This is a genomic window from Clostridioides sp. ES-S-0048-02 (assembly GCF_020658495.1).
Lineage (GTDB): Bacteria > Bacillota > Clostridia > Peptostreptococcales > Peptostreptococcaceae > Clostridioides.
In genome coordinates, this window is sequence record NZ_JACVWH010000007.1 from 124,927 (window position 1) to 144,034 (window position 19,108).

Here is a 19,108-nt window from a genome sequence, read left to right on the forward strand (position 1 = left end):
TCACATAATAAAATTAAGCCCTCTTTACTAAGATATGTAGAGAGAGCTTAATGGTGAGATTACAATATTATTTTGTGTAAAAAATTATATAAAAATTAAATTATTTGTCTAAAATCATCAAATCTTTAGGGAATTTAGTTAATCTTTCAGGTCCATTTTTTGTAATTAAAACAGTATCTTCTATTCTAACTCCTCCCCATCCTGGGAAATAAATACCTGGTTCCATTGTTATTATACATCCTTCTTCTATTGTTTTATCACCATAATTACCAATAAAAGGTTCTTCATGAACATCTCTTCCAACCCCATGTCCTATCCCTTGATAATAGTAATCTTCATATTTCTTAACAACTTTTCTTATTTCTGCATCTGGAATTGTAGCATGTACACCAGCCTTCATGTTTTCAACTCCAACATCTTGTGCTTCTTTAACTAAATTATAAATCTCTAATTGTTTTTCAGATGCTTCTCCAACTATAAAAGTTCTAGTTGTATCAGAAATATATCCATTGTACATAGCTCCATAATCTACAAGTACAAAGTCACCATTTTCTATAACCTTGTCACTTGGTTTACCATGAAGCAATGAAGTTTTTGCTCCTGATATCAATATAGTTTCAAATCCTATATTTTGAGCTCCATTCATTTTCATAAAATATTCTAGTTTTGTAGCTAATTCTATTTCAGTAACTCCAGCTTTTATATGTGGAACTAACTCTTCTAATGCTTTATCAGCTATTTCACAAGCTTTTCTTGTATTTTTAATTTCTTCTTCATCCTTTACATATCTAAGAGTCTCTACAATATTTTCTGTAGGTATCAATTCCCCTCCATCTTGTTCAACTAAATTTTTAAGTTCTTCATATTTATCAAATATTATATTTGTGCTTTCAAATCCAAGCTTTTTTATACATACTTTATCACACACACTTTTTACAGCTTTTGCCACACTTCTATCAAAATTATGCCAGTTTATAATTTCAAAACCTTTACAAACATTTTCAGCAAGCTCCATATATCTACTATCAGTAACTAAAAAATTTCCATCTTTACAAATAACTGCATATGCTTCTTCATCAGGAAAGCCACTTATGTAATTTACATTTGTTTTTTTTGTTAAGTATAATGCATCAAGTCCTTTAGCTTCTAACAATTCTACTACTTTTTCTACTTTACTCATGATTTTGCCTCCAAAAAATAATTTTTGCTTTAGTTATATTATATCACTAATAATGTTATTTTTTATCTTATAGATGCTTTATTTCTAAAATTTTTTCATATGTTATTAATATTGTTTATACATTTCCACTAATTTTTTACTTAGTATAAGTAACAACAAATAAGTAAAAAAATATTACTATGATAAAAACCCTTCCTATTTCTGTTTTATCAGTTATAAATATTTAATTATCTTTATATACTTACTTTGATAATAAAAATAATATAAGTTGAGTAACAAAAATAACATATAGTTATAGCGTAGAAGGCTATAACTATATGTTATTCATTTACATGTATAATTTATATTTATTTTGCAGTGTATCCAGCCTTGATTAAAGTTTCAACAGCTAAATCACCTTTAGCATCATTTACAAGAACTATTGGCCCTGTACAACCCATACCACTTTCAGCATAGATTCCATTTTTCCATAATTCAGATACTGCATCTTCTAAGTCCATTATATCAACACCAGCTATTTGACGAGTAACAACCTCTTTATCTGGCATTTTAACTTCTACTTTTTCAGCTTTAACTTCTTTTTTAGTAAGAGAAGCTATAATATCATCAAATTTTGCACTTTTAACTTTTGTAAATTCACTTCTTGCAATATTATTTATTTCTCCTTTTACAATATCATAAGCATATTTTAATGCATTAGCTACTACTGGAGAACCTGATGCTCTTGATACTATGAGTACTCTTCTATCATAGTCTTCTCCTACTCCAGGACCATACCCAAAGCCTTGAGCTTCATAGTCTCCACCTGTAGTATATGAAGAAAATACTTTCATAAATATATTTCCAGATAATGTATCAGTAACCATAACATCAGGTGCACCTACAAGTAAATCATTACCTCTCATAACACATCCACCATCTGCTCTAATTGAATCTGCAAATTCTATATCATATCCATTATCTTTTAACTCTTTTAAACATTTTTCAACTTGTCTAGCTCCATCAACATTAAGTATTCCAACTTTTGGATGTTTATTTCCCATTGATTTAGCTGTAGCAATACCATAAATAGCATTTCTTACCATTGCTTCTATTCTATTAGTAGCACTTGTTCCTGTTGTTGTTGCAAGTATCATTTCTTTTCCTTTTGCTGGAGTTATTACTCTACCTACTGTAGATACTCCTATTGGAAAATTATAATGCATAGTAACACAAGCATCTATATATCCTGAATCTAATAATTCTTCCATTTTTCCATGCATTTCTTTTTCATCATTAACTTCAACTACTTCAAGGTCAGTTTCCACTTTTGGACCAATAAGTACTATATCAAATAAGTTAGATTTTGCTAAGTGTGCACCATTAACCATGTTCTCTACACCATGTTCACTTCCAAGTGTAGTCACACCAATTCTTATTTTTTTGCCAAATTCGCCGCTTTCTATTGCATTAGCTACTTCTAAGAATACATCTGCGATTACTTTTTTTGACATATCCTCACCCCTATTCTTCTAACATATCTAATGCTAGTTTTTTCATAGATTCAGCTATTATCTTCTTAATTTCATCTTTAGATATTCCTGAAGTCTCTTCAGTAACACCTGTATTTCTTTCAGCTATAAAAGATACTCCATCAAATAAATTAGTCATTCTTCCTAAGAATAAACTACCTTTTCCAACTATCATAGCTCTATTTCTATCTCCTGTAGTTAAATCATCTATTAAAAATCCTATATAAGGAGCTCCTGATGGTATATGTCCTTGAGTTGGTGCCCATCCTGGTAATCCTTTATTAGTCACAAAATCTTTTAATTCTTTCTTCTCTAAGTCTCCACGCTTAACAGCAAGTGCACCTATCATTTTGTAGTTTGCTTCTGGAACATCTCCTGCTCCTGCTGGCTTAGTTATATCTGGATTTTGCATTTCAACTGAATATACATCAACATCTGTTATTTTTAAATTAGCTCTATCAAGACCTGAAGTTATAAGTGCTGTCATAACTGCTTGAGGTGAAGAACCAGTTCCCACTGTATGCTTACCTGTTAAATCAGTTCTTATAACTGGGTTTACACCATCATTTTCAGATACAAGTACTGCAAATCCTCCAACAACATCTTCAAGTACAGGAAGGCCTTTTTTAACATGGTCTTTAGCATTCATTCCAAGTTTAGCACTTGCTCCACCTGCTACTACCATTACATTTTTGTGTATCCCAGATTTTACTAAAGCTGCAGCTTGAATTAATGCATGTGTTGGTGCTGCACAAAATCCTCTTGTATCAGAACCAGTTGCGTTTTGAAGTCCAGCTATTTCAGCTATTGATTTAGCAAAGTTTCCTCCACCTCTTTGGTTTATATCTCCACAAGCTTCTTCTGAACACTCAATAACATAATCTATTTCAGCAGGGTCTATTTTACTATGTCTTAGCATTTGAATAGCAGATAAAACTCCAGATGCTTTTACTACTAAATTTTCAAACATTGTATGAGCATTTAAGTTAACATCTACGTCATGTGCTCTTTTTACATAGCCAACGAATTTTCCATCATGGTATAATCCTTCTGCTATGTGTGTTGCTACTAATTCCTTACCTTCTTCTATATCATCACCCTTTAATTTTCCTACAAATGGTGCAATTTCAGGGTAGTTATTTTCGATTTTTGGTTTTACTTCATCAATAAATTCTTGCGATAACTTTACTAAGTCAAATGCATCACTTATTTGCATTAAAGCTATAAACTCATCTTGAGGCATTATTTCACCAAATTTACCATTTCTAGTTCCCTCAACTTTTTGTTCACACCATGGCATTGGCAAATCTCTTAATTCTTCTGGTCTTCTGTTTCCTATGTAAACTTGATTTGGCATGTAGTTAACTACATCCTCATAACTTCTTATATGATTACCTACTTCTTGTAAAAATTCTGAATCTGGATTTGTTGCTCTTTCAACTGTACAAGTACTTCCATTTTGCACTATCATATCTGGAGTATGAATAAGTACATAGCCTGCCCCTTTTAAAACTGGATAAGTCATTTTGTGCACCTCCATAAATTTTATGAACACCTAATTTTAATTTCATTAAAGACTTCAATTATTATATTTTTATTTTATTGTATATTTTATTTTATTCTTTTTTTATGTATTTTGGTATTTTTTAAGATTTCATGAATGAATAACTCACATTTACCCATTCATGAAATCTATATTATTTTTTTGTGTATAGTTATTTTTTATTTTTAGTGTGTGTTTATATTTTTATCTATATAATATATGTGTGTGTTATTTTTATTTTTCAAATACTGTTTGACCATCAACTTCTGTAGTTAAAGCGTTTAATGCTTTTTCTACAAGGCCTCTTCTTAGGGCTTTTTCTTCTGTAGGGTCAAGTGCTGGATTTCCAAGTGGATGAGGTATTGCTATAGTTGGAACTATTCTGTTAGCCCCTACTGTTAACGAAATAGGTACTACTGTACACATATGAACTACTGGAAGTCCAGTTTTTTCTATTTCTTTTACCATCGTTGCACCGCAACGAGTACAAGTACCTCATGTAGAAGTTAAGATTACTGCATCTACACCATCAGCTACCAACGCTGCTCCAATTTCAGAAGCATATTTTTTAGAGTTTGCAACAGATGTACCATTACCTACAGTTGTGTAGAAAGTTTCATGTAATTTTCCTATTACACCTTCTTTTTCTAAGTCTCTAAGAACATCAACAGGTAATACTCTATCTGCATCTAAATTTGCATATACTGGGTCATATCCACCATGTGCAGTTTCATAAGTTTCTTCTGTTAAATCCATAACTCCTGCTATAGAATAAGTTCCATATTTAGAAGCTGAAGAAGATTCTATTCTATCTGGATTTCCTTTAGGAACTATACCACCAGAAGTAACTAAAGCTATTTTGCATTTTGATAAGTCTTTTACAGGATTACTTGGGTCAACTCTATCAAAATTTGGCATTGGATATTCAGTTTCAAATGACTCGCCTTTTATTTTCTTAATTAACATGTCAACAGCTCTCTTAGAACCTCTGTCTTCATGGAAGTAGTTAACTCTTATTCCTCTAGCTATGTATCCTTCTTCTTTAGGAGTTCCAATTTCTTCACCTTTAGCAAGTTTTATTGCAAGTTTAGCTATCTTAGGAAGTGCTTTTCTCATACCTGCTGCAGAATCAGAAGTTTCTACTACATAAACATCCTTTTTGAACATATCTGCACCTGGATTTTCAATGTACATACCTGTTAAAGCTGGTATACTTAAAGCATCTTTTACAACTTTAGTTATTGTTCCAGCAGCAACCCCATATCTACCAGCATTAAAGGCAGGCCCAGCTATAAAAAGTTGTGGTTCAAAACCTTTTATCATTGCTAAAACTTCTTCACTTGCGCTATCTATATTTTCATTGAAATAACTGTCTCCGCACACTACTGTACCAACTACTTCAATATCTTCACCTAATAATTTATCAAGTTGTAAACTTATTGGAGGTAAAGTTTCTGCCACATGTGGCTTAGTATCAGCTTTTTCTTCTCCACCTATACCAGCAAAGAACTGATTAATATAATGTACTACTCTTAGTTTTCCCATCTCTTAGTTTCACCCCTTTTGCTTTTAGGCATTAAAATTTGCAAAATTCTTCTCTTATACCAGACATTTCTTCTGCTATTTCTTCAACTTCTAAAACCATTTCCATCATACTTATTTGATCTTCATATACAGTTTCATCAAATAATTCTTTCATTTGTTCCTCTACAACATGGTAAACACTTAATCCTAAAGCAACTCCAGCAAGTGGTCCAGCGAAAGTTGGATCCCCCGCAGTTACTGTTTCGGCTGCAAGACCTGCAGCTTCGGCTTCAGCAGCACCTAGTAAAATCACAACATTTTCAGCTCCGAATTTATCAGCAGCTTCTTTAACTCTGTTTTGATTTTCTAAGTCCATAGCCCCAGCAGCTGTTCAGACAAAGCATTCTGTAGATGAGAAAACAACCTCTGCTCCTTCTACTGTTTTTACACATTCTTCTATTGCAGGTCCTGGTATACCATCACGGTCACCTATTATAAGAACCTTTTTATTACTAAGTAAACTCATAATAATCCTCCTCATTATATTTCTAATTATTTATATATCCATAACATTCATTATGTTTTGATAGATTTATTTACAATTTTTTTAATTGATATTACTCAATCATGATATTACTAAATCGTTTAATGAAATAACTCTTAATATCCTTTAGCAGTTAAATGACCAAATCCTGTTTCATTAGTTGCACCTGTTATAGCTTGTATTTCAACTTCAATAGTTCCATCAGCTTTTAAACTTCCATCAGAACCACCAGCTATTACATCTACTACTTCTAAGTGTCCAATTACCTTATCTAACTTAGGAAGTACTACAACTTGGTTAGCATTTCCACCTGTTACAACAGCATCTGCTCTTACATCTGCATCTGCAAGTGATTGAGAACCTCCATCACGTCCAGCATATTCATCTGTAACTATAACTGTTTTTACACCTTGCATTTCTATTTTTTTGCAGTTCATTATAAGGTCAGTATCTGGATTTCCAAAACCTTCTTGTGAAACTATAACTGCGTCTAATCCTAAGTATTTACATAACTTAGAAGTCCAGTTTGAAGATCTTTCTTTATCTGCTAGGTAAACATTTTCATTAGTTATAATTACACCTACAAAATTTATATCTTTACCATGTCTTGCATATAAGTCTTCAACAACTCCATTGTTTATATGAACATAACTTGGATTTTTATCACATGCAGAAACACAGTTACCACTTACAATTGCTCCGTCCATTAATTCTGTTGGATATAATAAAGTTGGTACTATTTGTTTTGCATCTACACCATATACATAAGTGTCATGTAATAATCCTTGAGTTTGAAGCATGTAAACATATCCTACTTTTGGAAGTTCTGGATACTCTTTTATTGACTCAAGAAGAGGTTTAGTTTCATACACTGAAACTTCGTCTGGAGTAAGATTTCTTGCTGCTTCTCCTAAATACATTGCTGCTTTGAATCCTATCATTCTAACAGCTTTCTCATGAGCGTATTGTTTTAAACCATCAATAGGTTCAGCTACTACTACTACATTATTTAATTTAGAAAATGGAGTGTATTTAGCCCCTTCTCCAGTCATATCTACTATACCTTCTTGGAAACCTACTATCTTTCCAGTAGTTACAACAGCTACACCTTTTAAAGCATGAGTTTTTCCTTCTCCTACAGTGTCAACCTTAGACATGATACCTGGGAATATTCCCCCATTACCTTCAACTTTTACTCTTGGCTCAATAACATCTTTTACAGGTGTTATTCTTATGCTTTCACCTGGACGAGCTAATTCTATATCTATAGACTTAATATGCTCATCTCCACCAATTTCTTGTAGCATCTCTTGCTTATTGATGAATAATACTCCATCTTTCACTTCTGTTACATCACCAAATTGAATATCTTTTATAAAGATTTTCCCTAATTCAAGACGCATACTTGCACCTCCTGTTATTTAATTTTGTATATATGCATTTGAGTTTTTCTCAAAGTTATATCAATATTTTCTAACTTATTTTAAAGATGTTTTCATATTGTGTTTTTATGTCTTGATATTTGTTTTATTACTAAAAATTCTTTATCGTAAAAAAAATATTTTATCCAAAATTATTTTTTTAACAAACTAAGACATAAAAATCCTTTTTATTTTACTTCTAGACTTAAATCGATTTTTTCTTTGTTTTTGTTAATATTGTATCAATATATTAAAGATATTTTTTAATCATATCTTCTATATTAGTAATTGTAGCATCATCCTTAGTAACTTCGTCTACTTTTTCTCCATCTTTGTATATAGCCATAGTTGGAAGTCCTAATACTTTTTGTTTTATCGCTAATCTTCTAGCTTTTGTTGTATCCATTTTACAGAATTTTATTTTATCCCCATAAGTTTCAGCTAATTTATGAACATCTGGCATTAAAGCTTTACAAGGTTCACAACCTTCACTCCAGAAATCAACAAATACAAAACCTTCTGCGTTTAAAACTTCTTCATCAAAAGTACTTTTATCTAAATCTAACATTTTCATGTTCCCCCTTGAAATTTTTATTTTATTTTAATATTTTAAATATTATTCATTAACTTTACTTTATAGCTTTTTAGTTTTCAAACTTTTCATCAATATATTTTTCAGCTACTATAGATGCAATTGCTCCATCGTTAGTTGCAGTTACAACCTGTCTTAGAGTCTTAGATCTGCAATCACCTGCTGCAAATACACCTGGTATATTAGTTCTCATGTCTTCATCAGTTATTATGTAACCTTTTTCATCCATATCAACTTTGCCTTTGAATAAATCAGTTTGAGCATCTAATCCAACGAAAACAAATACTCCCATTGTTCCATCCTCTTCATCTGCAAAGTATTCATGAGTTTCTCCAGTAACTTTATTCTTAAATACAACTGATTCTAATATTCCATCACCTTTTATTTCTTCTATTACTGTATCTAGTAAAAACTCTATCTTTGGATTAGCCTTTGCTTTTTCTTCAACACTTTTAGCGCATCTAAATCCTTGTCTTCTATGTACAATTGTTACTTTTCTAGCAAACTTAGTTAAATACATTGCTTCCTCTAATGCACTGTCTCCTCCACCTACAACAAAGACTTCAAAGTCTTCAAAGAAATCTGCATCACAAGTTGCACAATATGAAACCCCTTTACCAGTAAGTTCTTTTTCTCCTGGGCAACCAATTTTTCTTGGTGTTGCTCCTGTTCCTATTATTACTGCTTTTGCTCTATATTCTGCCTTTTGTCCTTTTAAAACTTTTATATCTCCATCTAGTTCAGTATCTACAATGTTGTCTCTTAACATTTCTGCTCCGAACTCTTTACATTGCTCAACCATTCTAGCTATTAGACTTGGTCCTGTTGCATTTGGAACTGACCCTGGATAATTTGCAATTTCATGTGTTATTACAATTTGCCCACCAGTCTTATCTTTTTCTAGGATTAGAGTTTTCAACTTTGCTCTTGCTCCATAAAGACCTGCTGCAAGCCCTGCTGGTCCTGAACCAATTATTACTAAGTCATACACATTTTCCATTTTGACTTATCCTCCCCAATTAAATTTCTTAATTTTTATTTAATATTAAATCAGATTTAATATTTATGCTATTTTAATAACTTTTTAACAAATTCATTTATTCATACTGCATTCTTTGTATTGTATTATAAAATATGTCATAATCGATTACTCTAAAGTCATCTTGAACGCTTTCTGTCCATGCTGGAGTCTTTTTATTATTCTGAAATTTACTTGCAGTTATGATTGCTTCTTCAATTAAGGTTAAAGAGTTTATATCCAAACGATTTCCTTGTTTTAGTATAACTGTTCTATAAGGTGTCTCATTTGGTTTTACACTCCCATATAGTGGATGAGATAAAAGTTCATATCCTTCATGTATCAAATCTCTACTTGTTTCTAAGATTCCAATATAAGTTGTATCTTTAAATAAAACTTCTCTGTCTTGAACTTCTTCTTTTACTTTTGGATTATTTGTGATTATTATCATTTTTTTACTCTCTTTCAAATTTTTATTTATTGCTCGATAAATAAAAAACAGGAAAAACAAATCTCCCAATTTGTCTTCCCTGTTAAAATCATTTTCAGAGACCCGTCCAAGTACAGTCATCTTTACCTGAGAATTTCATTTAATCTTCTGGGTATGTAAGATTAAATTTGTCCCTTCGGTCGCTTTTTATAAAGCAGTCTCCCATACTCTTCCCCCGGATTATTATATTTTCAGAAAATTGAAAAGTTAGCAATTTATCTTTTTATTTTTATAAATAGCTTTTTTCTATCTCTGTTGACTTAAGTATATAAACATTCTATAAAATTTGCAATAGTTTTTTTATATGTATTTTGTATACATTTTTACTTTTTTTTCCAAATGTTGATATTACATATTTCCTGTATTTTCTTTTTTTTTTAAGTACAAATCTTTTTTGGTTTATTATTTCATATTGATTAAAAACATAATCATTTTTGTAAGAAAGATATATGTTTTTAATTCTTAAGCTGGGAGAACAAATTTCTCATAATTTTTTACAAATTGATGTCATTTATTTCATCAAACCATGATTTCACATCACCTATAACAGATTTTATACAATCATTGTCAAATGGAGAATATAGATTTCCTATACTTACAATATCTAAAAATGACTTTGTTCCACCTACTTTACAGATGTTTATATAGTCATTCCATCCAGAGTCTTTGTCTTTAATCATTTTTTTCCAAAATTGTAATGCACAAATTTGAGCTAATGCATAATCTATATAGTAAAAAGGATTTTTAAATATGTGACCTTGTTTAAACCACCAGCAACCTCGTTCTAAAAAAGAATTATCATCATACTTTCTATGTGGTAAGTATTTTTTCTCTAAAAACCTCCATATTTCTTTTCTTTTTGATTTGTCAATATTAGGATTTTTATAAATATAATGCTGAAATTCATCAACAACTACTCCATAAGGTATAAATTTAATTGCAGATGATAAATGAGTAAACTTGTATTTATCTGTGTCTTCCTTAAAAAATAACTTCATCCATGGCCATGTTATAAATTCCATACTCATTGAATGAATTTCGCAACTATCCAGTGTAGGAAAATTAATCTCTGGCATTTCAATCCATCTGGACATATACAATTGAAATGCATGACCTGCCTCATGTGTCAATACATCTATATCATCAGATGTTTGATTAAAGTTAGAAAAAATAAATGGCGACTTGTAGTCTGGTATATAAGTACAGTACCCACCAGCCCCTTTTCCTTTCTTTGTTTCTAAATCCATAAGTTCGTTTTCTAACATAAAATTAAAAAATTCACCAGTTTCTTTAGATAATTCAGCATACATTCTTTTTCCATTTTCAATTATGTATTCTGAATTGCCCTTTAACGTTGGATTTCCTGTTAAAAATTCTAAGCCTTCATCTATGTAACTCAAAGATTCTAGACCGGTTCTCTTAGCTTGCTTTTCATAAAGTTCATCAGCCAGTGGTACAATATATTTTAATACTTGTTTTCTAAAATTTTCAATCCTATCTTCTCTGTAATTACTTCTCATCATTCTAATATATCCAAGCTCTACAAAGTTTTTAAAACCTAGTTTTTTTGCTATTTTATCTCTCAGTTTAACTAATTTATCAAATATATCATCAAATTTAGGTTCATTTTCTTCAAAGAAATTATAATATGCCTTATTCGCTAATTCCCTTGTTTTTCTAGACTTAGAACACATAAACATTCCCATTCCAGATAAGTTTCTCTCTTCTCCTTCAAACATTATCTGTGCAGATGCTAAAAGTTTAGTATACTCTGAACACAATTTATTTTCTTCTTGTAATTCCTTTATTATATCTTTAGAAAAACTTTTTAAAGAATAATCCACTATTGTAAAAAATTGTTCTCCAAATTCTTTTTTTAAATTAGATTTAAATTTAGAATTTACTATAACATTATAAAAATATGAATTTAATTCTTCATATAAAGGCATGTATTCGTCCCAATATTTTTTTTCCTCTTGATAGAGTTTATTAAGAGTATTTATACTGTATCTTATAGATGCTATGTTTGACAACGTTTCTATTTTATTTCTCAAAAAATTAATTTTATGTATATTTTCTTGTTGTTCATCATAACAACAAGAATTATCTATTTCCTCTACACACTTTAAAAACTCTTTTTTTATACTATCATAATTTGGTCTTTCATACTTAAACTCTGAAAACTTCATTTAAAACTCTCCTTTATAAATTTGTTCTTTATTTATAAATATAGTTTTATATGCATTACATGCTATTATTTACATGTATTACATACTACTATGACTTTATAAATTATTATTTTGAGTAATATTTACATTATAATCATGTTGAATAATAACATATGATTATTGTAATTACAATATTTTATAGAATAAAACTAATTACTATACCAACTTTAATAAAGCTTTCATATAAAACTATTAACCTTTATAGTATAAGCTTATCTCTACATCAAAATGCAAACGATGCCATTTTTTATAGTTAACTTTTATACACTCATAAAAGATACAATCTTACATAAGTATGTTATATAAGTAATAATTTTATCAAAAAATTAATACTATTAAACTTTCTAAATTGCTTATCTCTTGGTATAATAATATACACATTAAATTTTCTACTGAAATTTTGTTCAACACTAGTTGTGTCAACGTTTTCATTAGGAAATTGAGGATATAAATTACTGGAGGTTGATATGTACAAATTAATCGCACTAGATATTGATGGAACAATATTAAATACAAAAAGAAAAGTTACTCCTGAAGTATTTGAATCTATTCAAGAAGCAAAGAAAGCTGGAGCTAAAGTAGTTATAACAACAGGTAGACCCCTTCCTGGTGTCAAAGGACTTTTAAATCAATTAAATCTAACAGATGAAGGTGATTATGTTATATGCTTCAATGGAGCTATGATTCAAGAGGTTAAAAGTGAAAAAATAATACATAATGTAGAGATGACTTTAGACGACTTTGATTTTATATACAACAATGTTTGCAAAAAATATAATACCAAAATACACATAAATACCATGACAAATTTAGTTACTCCAAACGAAATTCCTGGTAAGTACACACTTCATGAAGCTAAATTGAATGATATAGAAGTTAAATATATACATAAAGATAAAATTGATAAATCTATTAAAATCTGTAAGGTTATGATAGTTGATGAACCAGAAAGATTAGAAGAAATTATAAAACAACTTCCTAAGAATTTATTCAATAGATATACTATAGTAAGGTCTGCTCCCTTTTATTTAGAATTTTTAGGTAAAACTACTAATAAGGGTACTGCACTTCAAACATTATGTAATAATCTAAATATACCTATAGAAAATGCTATTGCTGTTGGTGATGAAGAAAATGACCAACATATGATAAAATATGCAGGACTTGGTGTGGCTATGGGAAATGCACGTAGTAGCATAAAAGAAATTGCTGATTATGTTACTGATACCAACAATGAAAATGGAGTTGCAAAGGTTATAAACAAATATATACTTAATAAAGCTATCTAAATATCTATAAAAACTAAAAATATCCCTTTAGATTTAAATCCATCTCATATATATGTTAAATACTAATAGTGTATATTGTATGGATATTTTGTCTAAAGGATATTTTTAGTTTTTGATAGGTACATTCCTATACTAATACTTTTTGTTCAAGTTTAAATATTTTATACGACTCTACTATTGCTTCATTAATGTCCAAGCAATATATATCTTCATCATCTGATAATCCAGCTTCTTTTGTCCATGCATCAAAATCATTCTTCGTCCAGAAGAAATTCATTACATTTCAGCAACTTGCTGCCCAATTTGAATGCTTATCAAGGTTTATATGAAGCACTCTTAAATCTGGATTGTTTACATATTCAATTTTTTCATCTTTTATAAATATTTCTATTTCTTTACCTGTGGCACTACAAATAGAATTTATTCTTACATCTTGATTAAATGTGCAAGAAGTTCCTATTGCATCTATAGCACACATTGCACTGAAGCTTCTATTATCACTTAATGTAACTTTATGATTAGTAGGTAATGCTGATACTGGATATATAAAATTTATGCTATCTCCATCAACAACCATTATATTTTTATCAATAAAATGGTTCAGTGTAGTTTCTAGGTATTCTTTTTCTAAGCTTAAATTTATACTTATATGTTCAATTACTTCTTTAAGTGTAACACTAGAACAATTATCTATTATCATATCCATAATAGATATTCTTATCTTTCGTTGTGTGTCATTTAAACTATTGTATTTTTCTATTTGACTCATTTCTACTCCTCTTTAAACATCATAACATTTTGACAAAATGTCAGTTAATTTATTCTTATATTCTTCATATTCTTGGCTCCCTCTAGCCCTAGATCTTGGAATGTCTATATTTATATCGTCAAGAATTCTTCCCTTATCCCTTGACATTACTATAACTCTATCACTCATATATACAGCTTCATCAACATCATGAGTTACCATTAATGCAGTTATTTTCTTTTTTGTCCATATTCTTTCAAGTTCTTCTTGTAAGTTTTGTCTCATTTGAAAATCAACTGCTCCTAGTGGTTCATCCATTAATAATACTTCAGGATTACATGCTAAAGCTCTTATCATAGCAACTCTTTGTTTCATTCCTCCAGACAATTGATGAGGAAACAGATTTTCTTTCCCTTTTAAATCAGACATAACCAAAAGCTCTTCCAACATTTCTTCTCTCTTTTCTTTCGGTATTTTCTGCTGTTTCATAGGAAATAAAACATTGCCCCTTATAGTCTTCCAAGGAAATAGAGCGTAGTTTTGAAATATGAAAGCTCTATCTATACCTGGTTTTTTAACTATTTTATCATTTATAAAGACATCTCCACTTTCTGCCTTTTGAAATCCACCTATTATAGTAAGTAAAGTTGTTTTTCCACATCCTGATGGTCCTAAAAGACAAACAAATTGACCATTTTCTATATCTATACTTATATCTTCCAAAACCTTTGTATGTATTTTGCTATTTACAAATGTTTTATTTATATCTCTCACACTTAATTTCATTAATCTGCAAACCTCCATCTACAAAGGATTTTATTTATAAATTTTAGTACTCTATCTATTATAAATCCTATTAAAGCTGCAAATATCATAAGCCCAATTAATACATCTGTATGCATCAAGGTCTGAGCTTGTACCATGGAGTAACCGAGACCGGCACTCGTAGCTATGAACTCGGCTCAGATAACAGACATCCATCCTGTACTTATGGCAATTCTTGAACCAGTCAATATATCTGAAAGAGATGCTGGTACTATTACATTTGCAAATATTACAATTGGCGATGCCCCCATACTTCTAGCTGCATTATAATAATCCTTTGATATTGCTCTTACACCTTGAATAGTATTTAAAATTATAGGAAAAACTCCTGAAAAAGCTATTAAAAATATTGTTGGACCATCCCCTATACCAAACCATACTATTGTAAGAGGAACCCATGCCATTATAGGAACTTGTCTTACAGAATCTACTACTGGAGATAAAAGCTTTTCAAAAGTCTTAGAAAATCCCATAATAAATCCTATTGGAAGTCCAAACAATAATGCATACATAAATCCTTTAAGCACTCTTTGCAATGTTATAAACAGATTAGTCACTGTCTCTACATCTGTCACACAGTAAAAGAAACCTTTTATTACATCTACTGGCATTGGGAGCAATAAAGAACTCCCTATATCTTTTGCTGCAAAATGCCAGACTAAAAATATACTAACTAAAAGTATTATTTTATATAAAATGTCCATACTACTTTTAGATTTTTTCTTAGCTATTGTATCTCCTCTATCTTTAGAAATTTTAATTTCCAACTTCTTATTTCCTCCATATCTATATTTCTTATATTCTTATACTCTTTTAATGCTTTTTTAAATATAGTTTCTTTCCTTAAATTATCAACACTTTTATTGTATAGTTTTATAAAATCACTATACGACTTGCTTTTCTCAAACTCCTTATTCACAACTAATACATAGGTATCATAGTCACCTAATTTAGCTGTAGATTTTTTTTCACCTTCTAATCCAATTGCTTTTATACAGTCTATTACAACACCATCTACTAAATTACTTTCTAGCCCATATGCTAGTGCTGTCCCTAATAATGGAGAAATTTTTATATTTTCATAGTATTTTTTTACTAATTCAGATTGATAATTTCTATTTTGAATTATTCCTATTTTTTGAGGATTGTTCTTCTTTAATAAAAATATATCTGAATTTTGAACTACTGTACCAACAATTTCAAACTCACTAGTTGCATTCATATACTGTTTTGCTGCATCTTTACATATGATTGCTATATCTATTTCCTCTGAACTCAGAGCCCATTGCATTGTACTTGCTCAGCAATCATTAATTGTAAAAGTCTCCATTACATCACTTACTTTTATGCTTTCAAAGTAATCTTTGTTTATCATATAATTTATTACAAAACCAGAGGTATCATCAGATACCCCTATTCTTAATTTTCCTTTTATTTCTTCTTTATCTTCAAAATTAAAAAATATTATAAATATACTTCCTAAAATAATGACAAAAAGTATTATTATATTTTTTATTCTCTCCATTTATTTATAATACCTTTGCTTTCCAATCTTCATAACTCATACCTTTTGGAAATTTGGGATTAACTTTTTCTTTTATAAACTTATCAAAGTCGTCTGCCCCACAAGAATCTAATAAGCTTGTATCAATTGTATCTTCATATTTAGGTATCTCATCTAATGCCTTTAAATCTTTATACATTTGTAAATTGTTTTTGTATTCTTCTCCTGTAACTTTCCAAGTAAGCGTTCTATCTTCTCCAACTGTCTTTTTATAAATAGTTCTAAGTGCAACTTCTTCTTCTACATTATAATATTTTGCAAATATTTTAGCTGCTTCTGCTGGATTTGTATATATATATTCTATTGCTTTAGTATGAGCTAAAACCAATTTTTTTGCTAAGTCTGGGTGCTCTTTTATAAAGTTTTTATTTAATGAGAATGAACAACAGTTATATTCTTTATTATTAGCTTTTTCTTTATATTGAGTTGATGCTATTATTTTTCCTACTCCATCATTTTCAGTTACAGAACCCCAAGGGTCACAAGATGTAAATGCTTGTATCTTTCCAGTTTTAAGAGCTAAATATTTATCTTTATCTGAATCCATATTTACAACTTCATATTTTGATGGGTCAGTTGGTAAACCTGTTTCTGGACCATAATCACTTATCCATAAGAAATCACTCATATCTGTTGCAATTTTTTTGCCCACTAAATCCTTAGGTTCTTTTATATCATTTGAAACTATTAAATATTCAGACCCACCAGTGTGATTATTTGCTGCTATTGTTATTGGTGAACCTTTAGGTATAGCTCCTACTAGACCCTTTGTTCCTATATAACCAGCATCCATCTTACCTGCTGCCATTGCTTCAGGAACTTTACCATTCCCAACAGTTTTTACATTAAGACCTAAATCTTTATATATTCCTGCTGCTTCTGCTACTGGTCCAGCTGTCATATGGTCACAATTATAATACCCTACTGTTATCGCATAATCATCTTTTCCACCTTTTTTCCCCTCTTCCTTTGGTTTACTGCTACATCCAGTTAATATGGATGCCCCCACTGCACTAACTAAGATTAATGCTTGAATCTTTTTAGATACTTTCATTTCAATTTCCCCTCTTTTATGTATTATTTTTATTTTTAGCAACACTTGTCCATATCTTCTCCAAATAAATCGACAAGTTTTTTACCCTCTACTCTATAAATAGCGTATCCTACATTGCCATTTTTAGAACCTGACACTATTACTTCTATTGGTGGCTTCCCATCAATATTTTTAAAAGTTATAGTTTGATTCTCTATAGGTGCTGGTATTGGTTTTGTTATATAATGGCTCTCCGCATCAGAAACTACCACTGCCATTTCATTTGAATTATTACCTTTTTTATATATAACTACTAAATCTTTTTTTCCATCATTATTTAAGTCTTCTTCAGCACAGGTTATTATATCTTCCTTATGATTTTTCTTGAAATATGTTAATGTTTCTTGATTTACATTTGGAATAGAGTCATTTTGTTTAAGGTTATCATCTACTACCCTTGATAAGACTATTAATGCAATTATTACACATGATATTATAACTACCTTTTTAAGCATGATTTCCTATGACCTCTTTCATCTTTGGTATTACTGCTTTAAGTGCAAATAAAATAATCAAAATAGTGCATATATATTCAAAACTATCTGGTATATTTAACATTAGTTTATTTGCTAATTGTATTGAAGAATTTGTTGTCTCTAAATTCACAGTATTGTTGTTTGCCAAAAGTAAATTGGTTATATAACCTATTATTATTGAACAGAGTGTTAGTGTAACTGAATATATAACAACAGTTCTTTTTCCAATAAGTTTACACATACTTATAAGTTCTGGTAAGTTTGTCGCTGCACCAGCTATCAAAAATGTTATCGCTATCCCAGGAGATGCTCCACTTGCAACAAGGGCTGCTATAAATGGAATATGTCCTACAGCACATACATACATAACACATGCAAGTATTGATATACTTCCAAGAGATAGTAAACCTGGATTTCCTAAGTATTTTTGAATTATACTATTTGGAAAAATTGTTGTTATAAATCCCGCAAAAAGCATTCCCATTATTACATATTTACTAATAGTAAGTGCTAACTCTCCAAAGGACCATTTAAGCCCATCAACCATATTTTCTATAAAGCTTCTCTTTTCTTCTTCTAATTCTATAGCTTCTTCATCTGAGTCATTTTGCAAAAATAATTCTTCTTTTCCAAAGGTATTCCCCAAAACTCCTACTAAAAATGGTACTAAAAATCCAGATATAAGATAAATGATTGTAATTTTAGGTCCCAAAAGACCTAAACAAAGAACTACAGCTATTGGATTTATTATTGGAGTTGATGTCATAAAGGCAAGTACTGGCCCTAAGTATGCTCCGGAATAGTACATACTTATGCCCAATGGTATTACGCCACAACTACAAATTGGTAAAAACATTCCTGAAATAGTGCTTTTAATCAGAGAAGAAAACTTCTTATTTCCAAGTTGCTTTTGAAACCTTTTTGGCGTTAAAACATTGTGAAGAACTCCTGCCAATATAAAACTTATCATAAGCCATCCTGATGCTCCATTTAGTGTAACTATAGAAGCTACCACAGTGTTTTTCACTCCACTTAAAACAATTTCTAATATATTCATTTTTA

18 protein-coding genes and 1 riboswitch are annotated in these 19,108 nt (G+C 30.1%); of the genes, 1 reads left to right on the forward strand and 17 read right to left on the reverse strand.

Features of this window, described 5'->3' with window-relative positions; all coding sequences use genetic code 11:
• Positions 1-100 precede the first annotated feature (100 nt).
• The 10 genes from IC173_RS11345 to IC173_RS11390 form a co-directional block, all read right to left on the reverse strand.
• Positions 101-1,180: a M24 family metallopeptidase gene (locus IC173_RS11345; RefSeq protein ID WP_227482800.1), complete on the reverse strand. Its 1,080-nt coding sequence runs from the start codon at positions 1,178-1,180 to the stop codon at positions 101-103.
• Between the two features lie 347 nt (positions 1,181-1,527).
• Positions 1,528-2,673, reverse strand: a complete 1,146-nt coding sequence (gene grdD, locus IC173_RS11350; protein WP_227855565.1) for a glycine/sarcosine/betaine reductase complex component C subunit alpha — start codon at positions 2,671-2,673, stop codon at positions 1,528-1,530.
• 10 nt (positions 2,674-2,683) lie between these two features.
• Complete coding sequence (gene grdC / locus IC173_RS11355) at positions 2,684-4,216, reverse strand: glycine/sarcosine/betaine reductase complex component C subunit beta (RefSeq protein WP_227432685.1); 1,533 nt, start codon at positions 4,214-4,216, stop codon at positions 2,684-2,686.
• A 252-nt stretch (positions 4,217-4,468) separates the two neighbouring features.
• Positions 4,469-5,779: a glycine reductase complex selenoprotein B gene (gene grdB, locus IC173_RS11360; protein WP_227432684.1), complete on the reverse strand. Its 1,311-nt coding sequence runs from the start codon at positions 5,777-5,779 to the stop codon at positions 4,469-4,471.
• 31 nt (positions 5,780-5,810) lie between these two features.
• Positions 5,811-6,284: a glycine/sarcosine/betaine reductase complex selenoprotein A gene (gene grdA / locus IC173_RS11365; protein ID WP_227432683.1), complete on the reverse strand. Its 474-nt coding sequence runs from the start codon at positions 6,282-6,284 to the stop codon at positions 5,811-5,813.
• Between the two features lie 134 nt (positions 6,285-6,418).
• The gene (locus IC173_RS11370; RefSeq protein ID WP_227482802.1) at positions 6,419-7,705 is read right to left on the reverse strand and encodes a glycine/sarcosine/betaine reductase component B subunit; all 1,287 of its coding nucleotides are present in this window, start codon (positions 7,703-7,705) and stop codon (positions 6,419-6,421) included.
• Positions 7,706-7,973: 268 nt separating this feature from the next.
• Positions 7,974-8,291, reverse strand: coding sequence for a thioredoxin TrxA (gene trxA, locus IC173_RS11375; RefSeq protein WP_227432681.1), 318 nt, complete (start codon positions 8,289-8,291; stop codon positions 7,974-7,976).
• Positions 8,292-8,367: 76 nt separating this feature from the next.
• The gene (trxB, locus tag IC173_RS11380) at positions 8,368-9,315 is read right to left on the reverse strand and encodes a thioredoxin-disulfide reductase (RefSeq protein ID WP_227432680.1); all 948 of its coding nucleotides are present in this window, start codon (positions 9,313-9,315) and stop codon (positions 8,368-8,370) included.
• Between the two features lie 97 nt (positions 9,316-9,412).
• Positions 9,413-9,784, reverse strand: coding sequence for a GrdX family protein (locus tag IC173_RS11385; RefSeq protein WP_227432679.1), 372 nt, complete (start codon positions 9,782-9,784; stop codon positions 9,413-9,415).
• Between the two features lie 103 nt (positions 9,785-9,887).
• Positions 9,888-9,998: riboswitch (glycine riboswitch) on the reverse strand.
• Between the two features lie 319 nt (positions 9,999-10,317).
• A complete protein-coding gene (locus IC173_RS11390; protein ID WP_227855566.1) occupies positions 10,318-12,012 on the reverse strand; it encodes a M3 family oligoendopeptidase in 1,695 nt (564 codons plus the stop codon).
• A 506-nt stretch (positions 12,013-12,518) separates the two neighbouring features.
• On the opposite strand from IC173_RS11390, the gene yidA reads away from it, so the two are divergent.
• Complete coding sequence (gene yidA, locus IC173_RS11395) at positions 12,519-13,340, forward strand: sugar-phosphatase (RefSeq protein ID WP_227432677.1); 822 nt, start codon at positions 12,519-12,521, stop codon at positions 13,338-13,340.
• Between the two features lie 127 nt (positions 13,341-13,467).
• Here the strand turns inward: yidA and saoL are convergent, their stop codons facing one another.
• The 7 genes from saoL to saoE are packed head-to-tail and all read right to left on the reverse strand — an operon-like array spanning position 13,468 to position 19,103.
• Complete coding sequence (saoL, locus tag IC173_RS11405) at positions 13,468-14,109, reverse strand: MerB-like organometallic lyase SaoL (protein WP_255606497.1); 642 nt, start codon at positions 14,107-14,109, stop codon at positions 13,468-13,470.
• Positions 14,110-14,121: 12 nt separating this feature from the next.
• Positions 14,122-14,874, reverse strand: coding sequence for an ABC transporter ATP-binding protein SaoA (saoA, locus tag IC173_RS11410; protein ID WP_227855567.1), 753 nt, complete (start codon positions 14,872-14,874; stop codon positions 14,122-14,124).
• A complete protein-coding gene (saoP, locus tag IC173_RS11420; protein WP_255613372.1) occupies positions 14,874-15,680 on the reverse strand; it encodes an ABC transporter permease subunit SaoP in 807 nt (268 codons plus the stop codon). Before saoP ends, saoA begins: the two co-directional genes overlap by 1 nt.
• Positions 15,641-16,438 carry an ABC transporter substrate-binding (seleno)protein SaoB gene (gene saoB / locus IC173_RS11425; RefSeq protein WP_255613373.1) on the reverse strand — a complete coding sequence of 266 codons (798 nt, stop codon included), beginning with the start codon at positions 16,436-16,438 and terminating at the stop codon, positions 15,641-15,643. The genes saoP and saoB overlap by 40 nt, the downstream gene beginning before the upstream one ends.
• A gap of 4 nt (positions 16,439-16,442) precedes the next feature.
• Complete coding sequence (saoX, locus tag IC173_RS11435) at positions 16,443-17,531, reverse strand: ABC transporter substrate-binding subunit SaoX (protein ID WP_227855570.1); 1,089 nt, start codon at positions 17,529-17,531, stop codon at positions 16,443-16,445.
• 35 nt (positions 17,532-17,566) lie between these two features.
• Positions 17,567-18,025 carry a Cys-Cys-COOH (seleno)protein SaoC gene (saoC, locus tag IC173_RS11440; RefSeq protein WP_227855571.1) on the reverse strand — a complete coding sequence of 153 codons (459 nt, stop codon included), beginning with the start codon at positions 18,023-18,025 and terminating at the stop codon, positions 17,567-17,569.
• Positions 18,018-19,103, reverse strand: a complete 1,086-nt coding sequence (gene saoE, locus IC173_RS11445; protein WP_227482810.1) for an efflux transporter SaoE — start codon at positions 19,101-19,103, stop codon at positions 18,018-18,020. Before saoE ends, saoC begins: the two co-directional genes overlap by 8 nt.
• Positions 19,104-19,108 lie beyond the last annotated feature (5 nt).

Excerpts from the sequence above, each read along its gene's own strand:
- IC173_RS11370 (WP_227482802.1), bottom strand. The coding sequence starts at position 7,705 with ATGCGTCTTGAATTAGGGAAAATCTTTATAAAAGATATTCAATTTGGT.
- trxA (WP_227432681.1), bottom strand. The coding sequence starts at position 8,291 with ATGTTAGATTTAGATAAAAGTACTTTTGATGAAGAAGTTTTAAACGCA.
- saoE (WP_227482810.1), bottom strand. The coding sequence starts at position 19,103 with ATGAATATATTAGAAATTGTTTTAAGTGGAGTGAAAAACACTGTGGTA.
- grdD (WP_227855565.1), bottom strand. The coding sequence starts at position 2,673 with ATGTCAAAAAAAGTAATCGCAGATGTATTCTTAGAAGTAGCTAATGCA.
- IC173_RS11390 (WP_227855566.1), bottom strand. The coding sequence starts at position 12,012 with ATGAAGTTTTCAGAGTTTAAGTATGAAAGACCAAATTATGATAGTATA.
- saoC (WP_227855571.1), bottom strand. The coding sequence starts at position 18,025 with ATGCTTAAAAAGGTAGTTATAATATCATGTGTAATAATTGCATTAATA.
- trxB (WP_227432680.1), bottom strand. The coding sequence starts at position 9,315 with ATGGAAAATGTGTATGACTTAGTAATAATTGGTTCAGGACCAGCAGGG.
- IC173_RS11385 (WP_227432679.1), bottom strand. The coding sequence starts at position 9,784 with ATGATAATAATCACAAATAATCCAAAAGTAAAAGAAGAAGTTCAAGAC.
- saoX (WP_227855570.1), bottom strand. The coding sequence starts at position 17,531 with ATGAAAGTATCTAAAAAGATTCAAGCATTAATCTTAGTTAGTGCAGTG.
- saoA (WP_227855567.1), bottom strand. The coding sequence starts at position 14,874 with ATGAAATTAAGTGTGAGAGATATAAATAAAACATTTGTAAATAGCAAA.
- yidA (WP_227432677.1), top strand. The coding sequence starts at position 12,519 with ATGTACAAATTAATCGCACTAGATATTGATGGAACAATATTAAATACA.
- IC173_RS11345 (WP_227482800.1), bottom strand. The coding sequence starts at position 1,180 with ATGAGTAAAGTAGAAAAAGTAGTAGAATTGTTAGAAGCTAAAGGACTT.
- grdC (WP_227432685.1), bottom strand. The coding sequence starts at position 4,216 with ATGACTTATCCAGTTTTAAAAGGGGCAGGCTATGTACTTATTCATACT.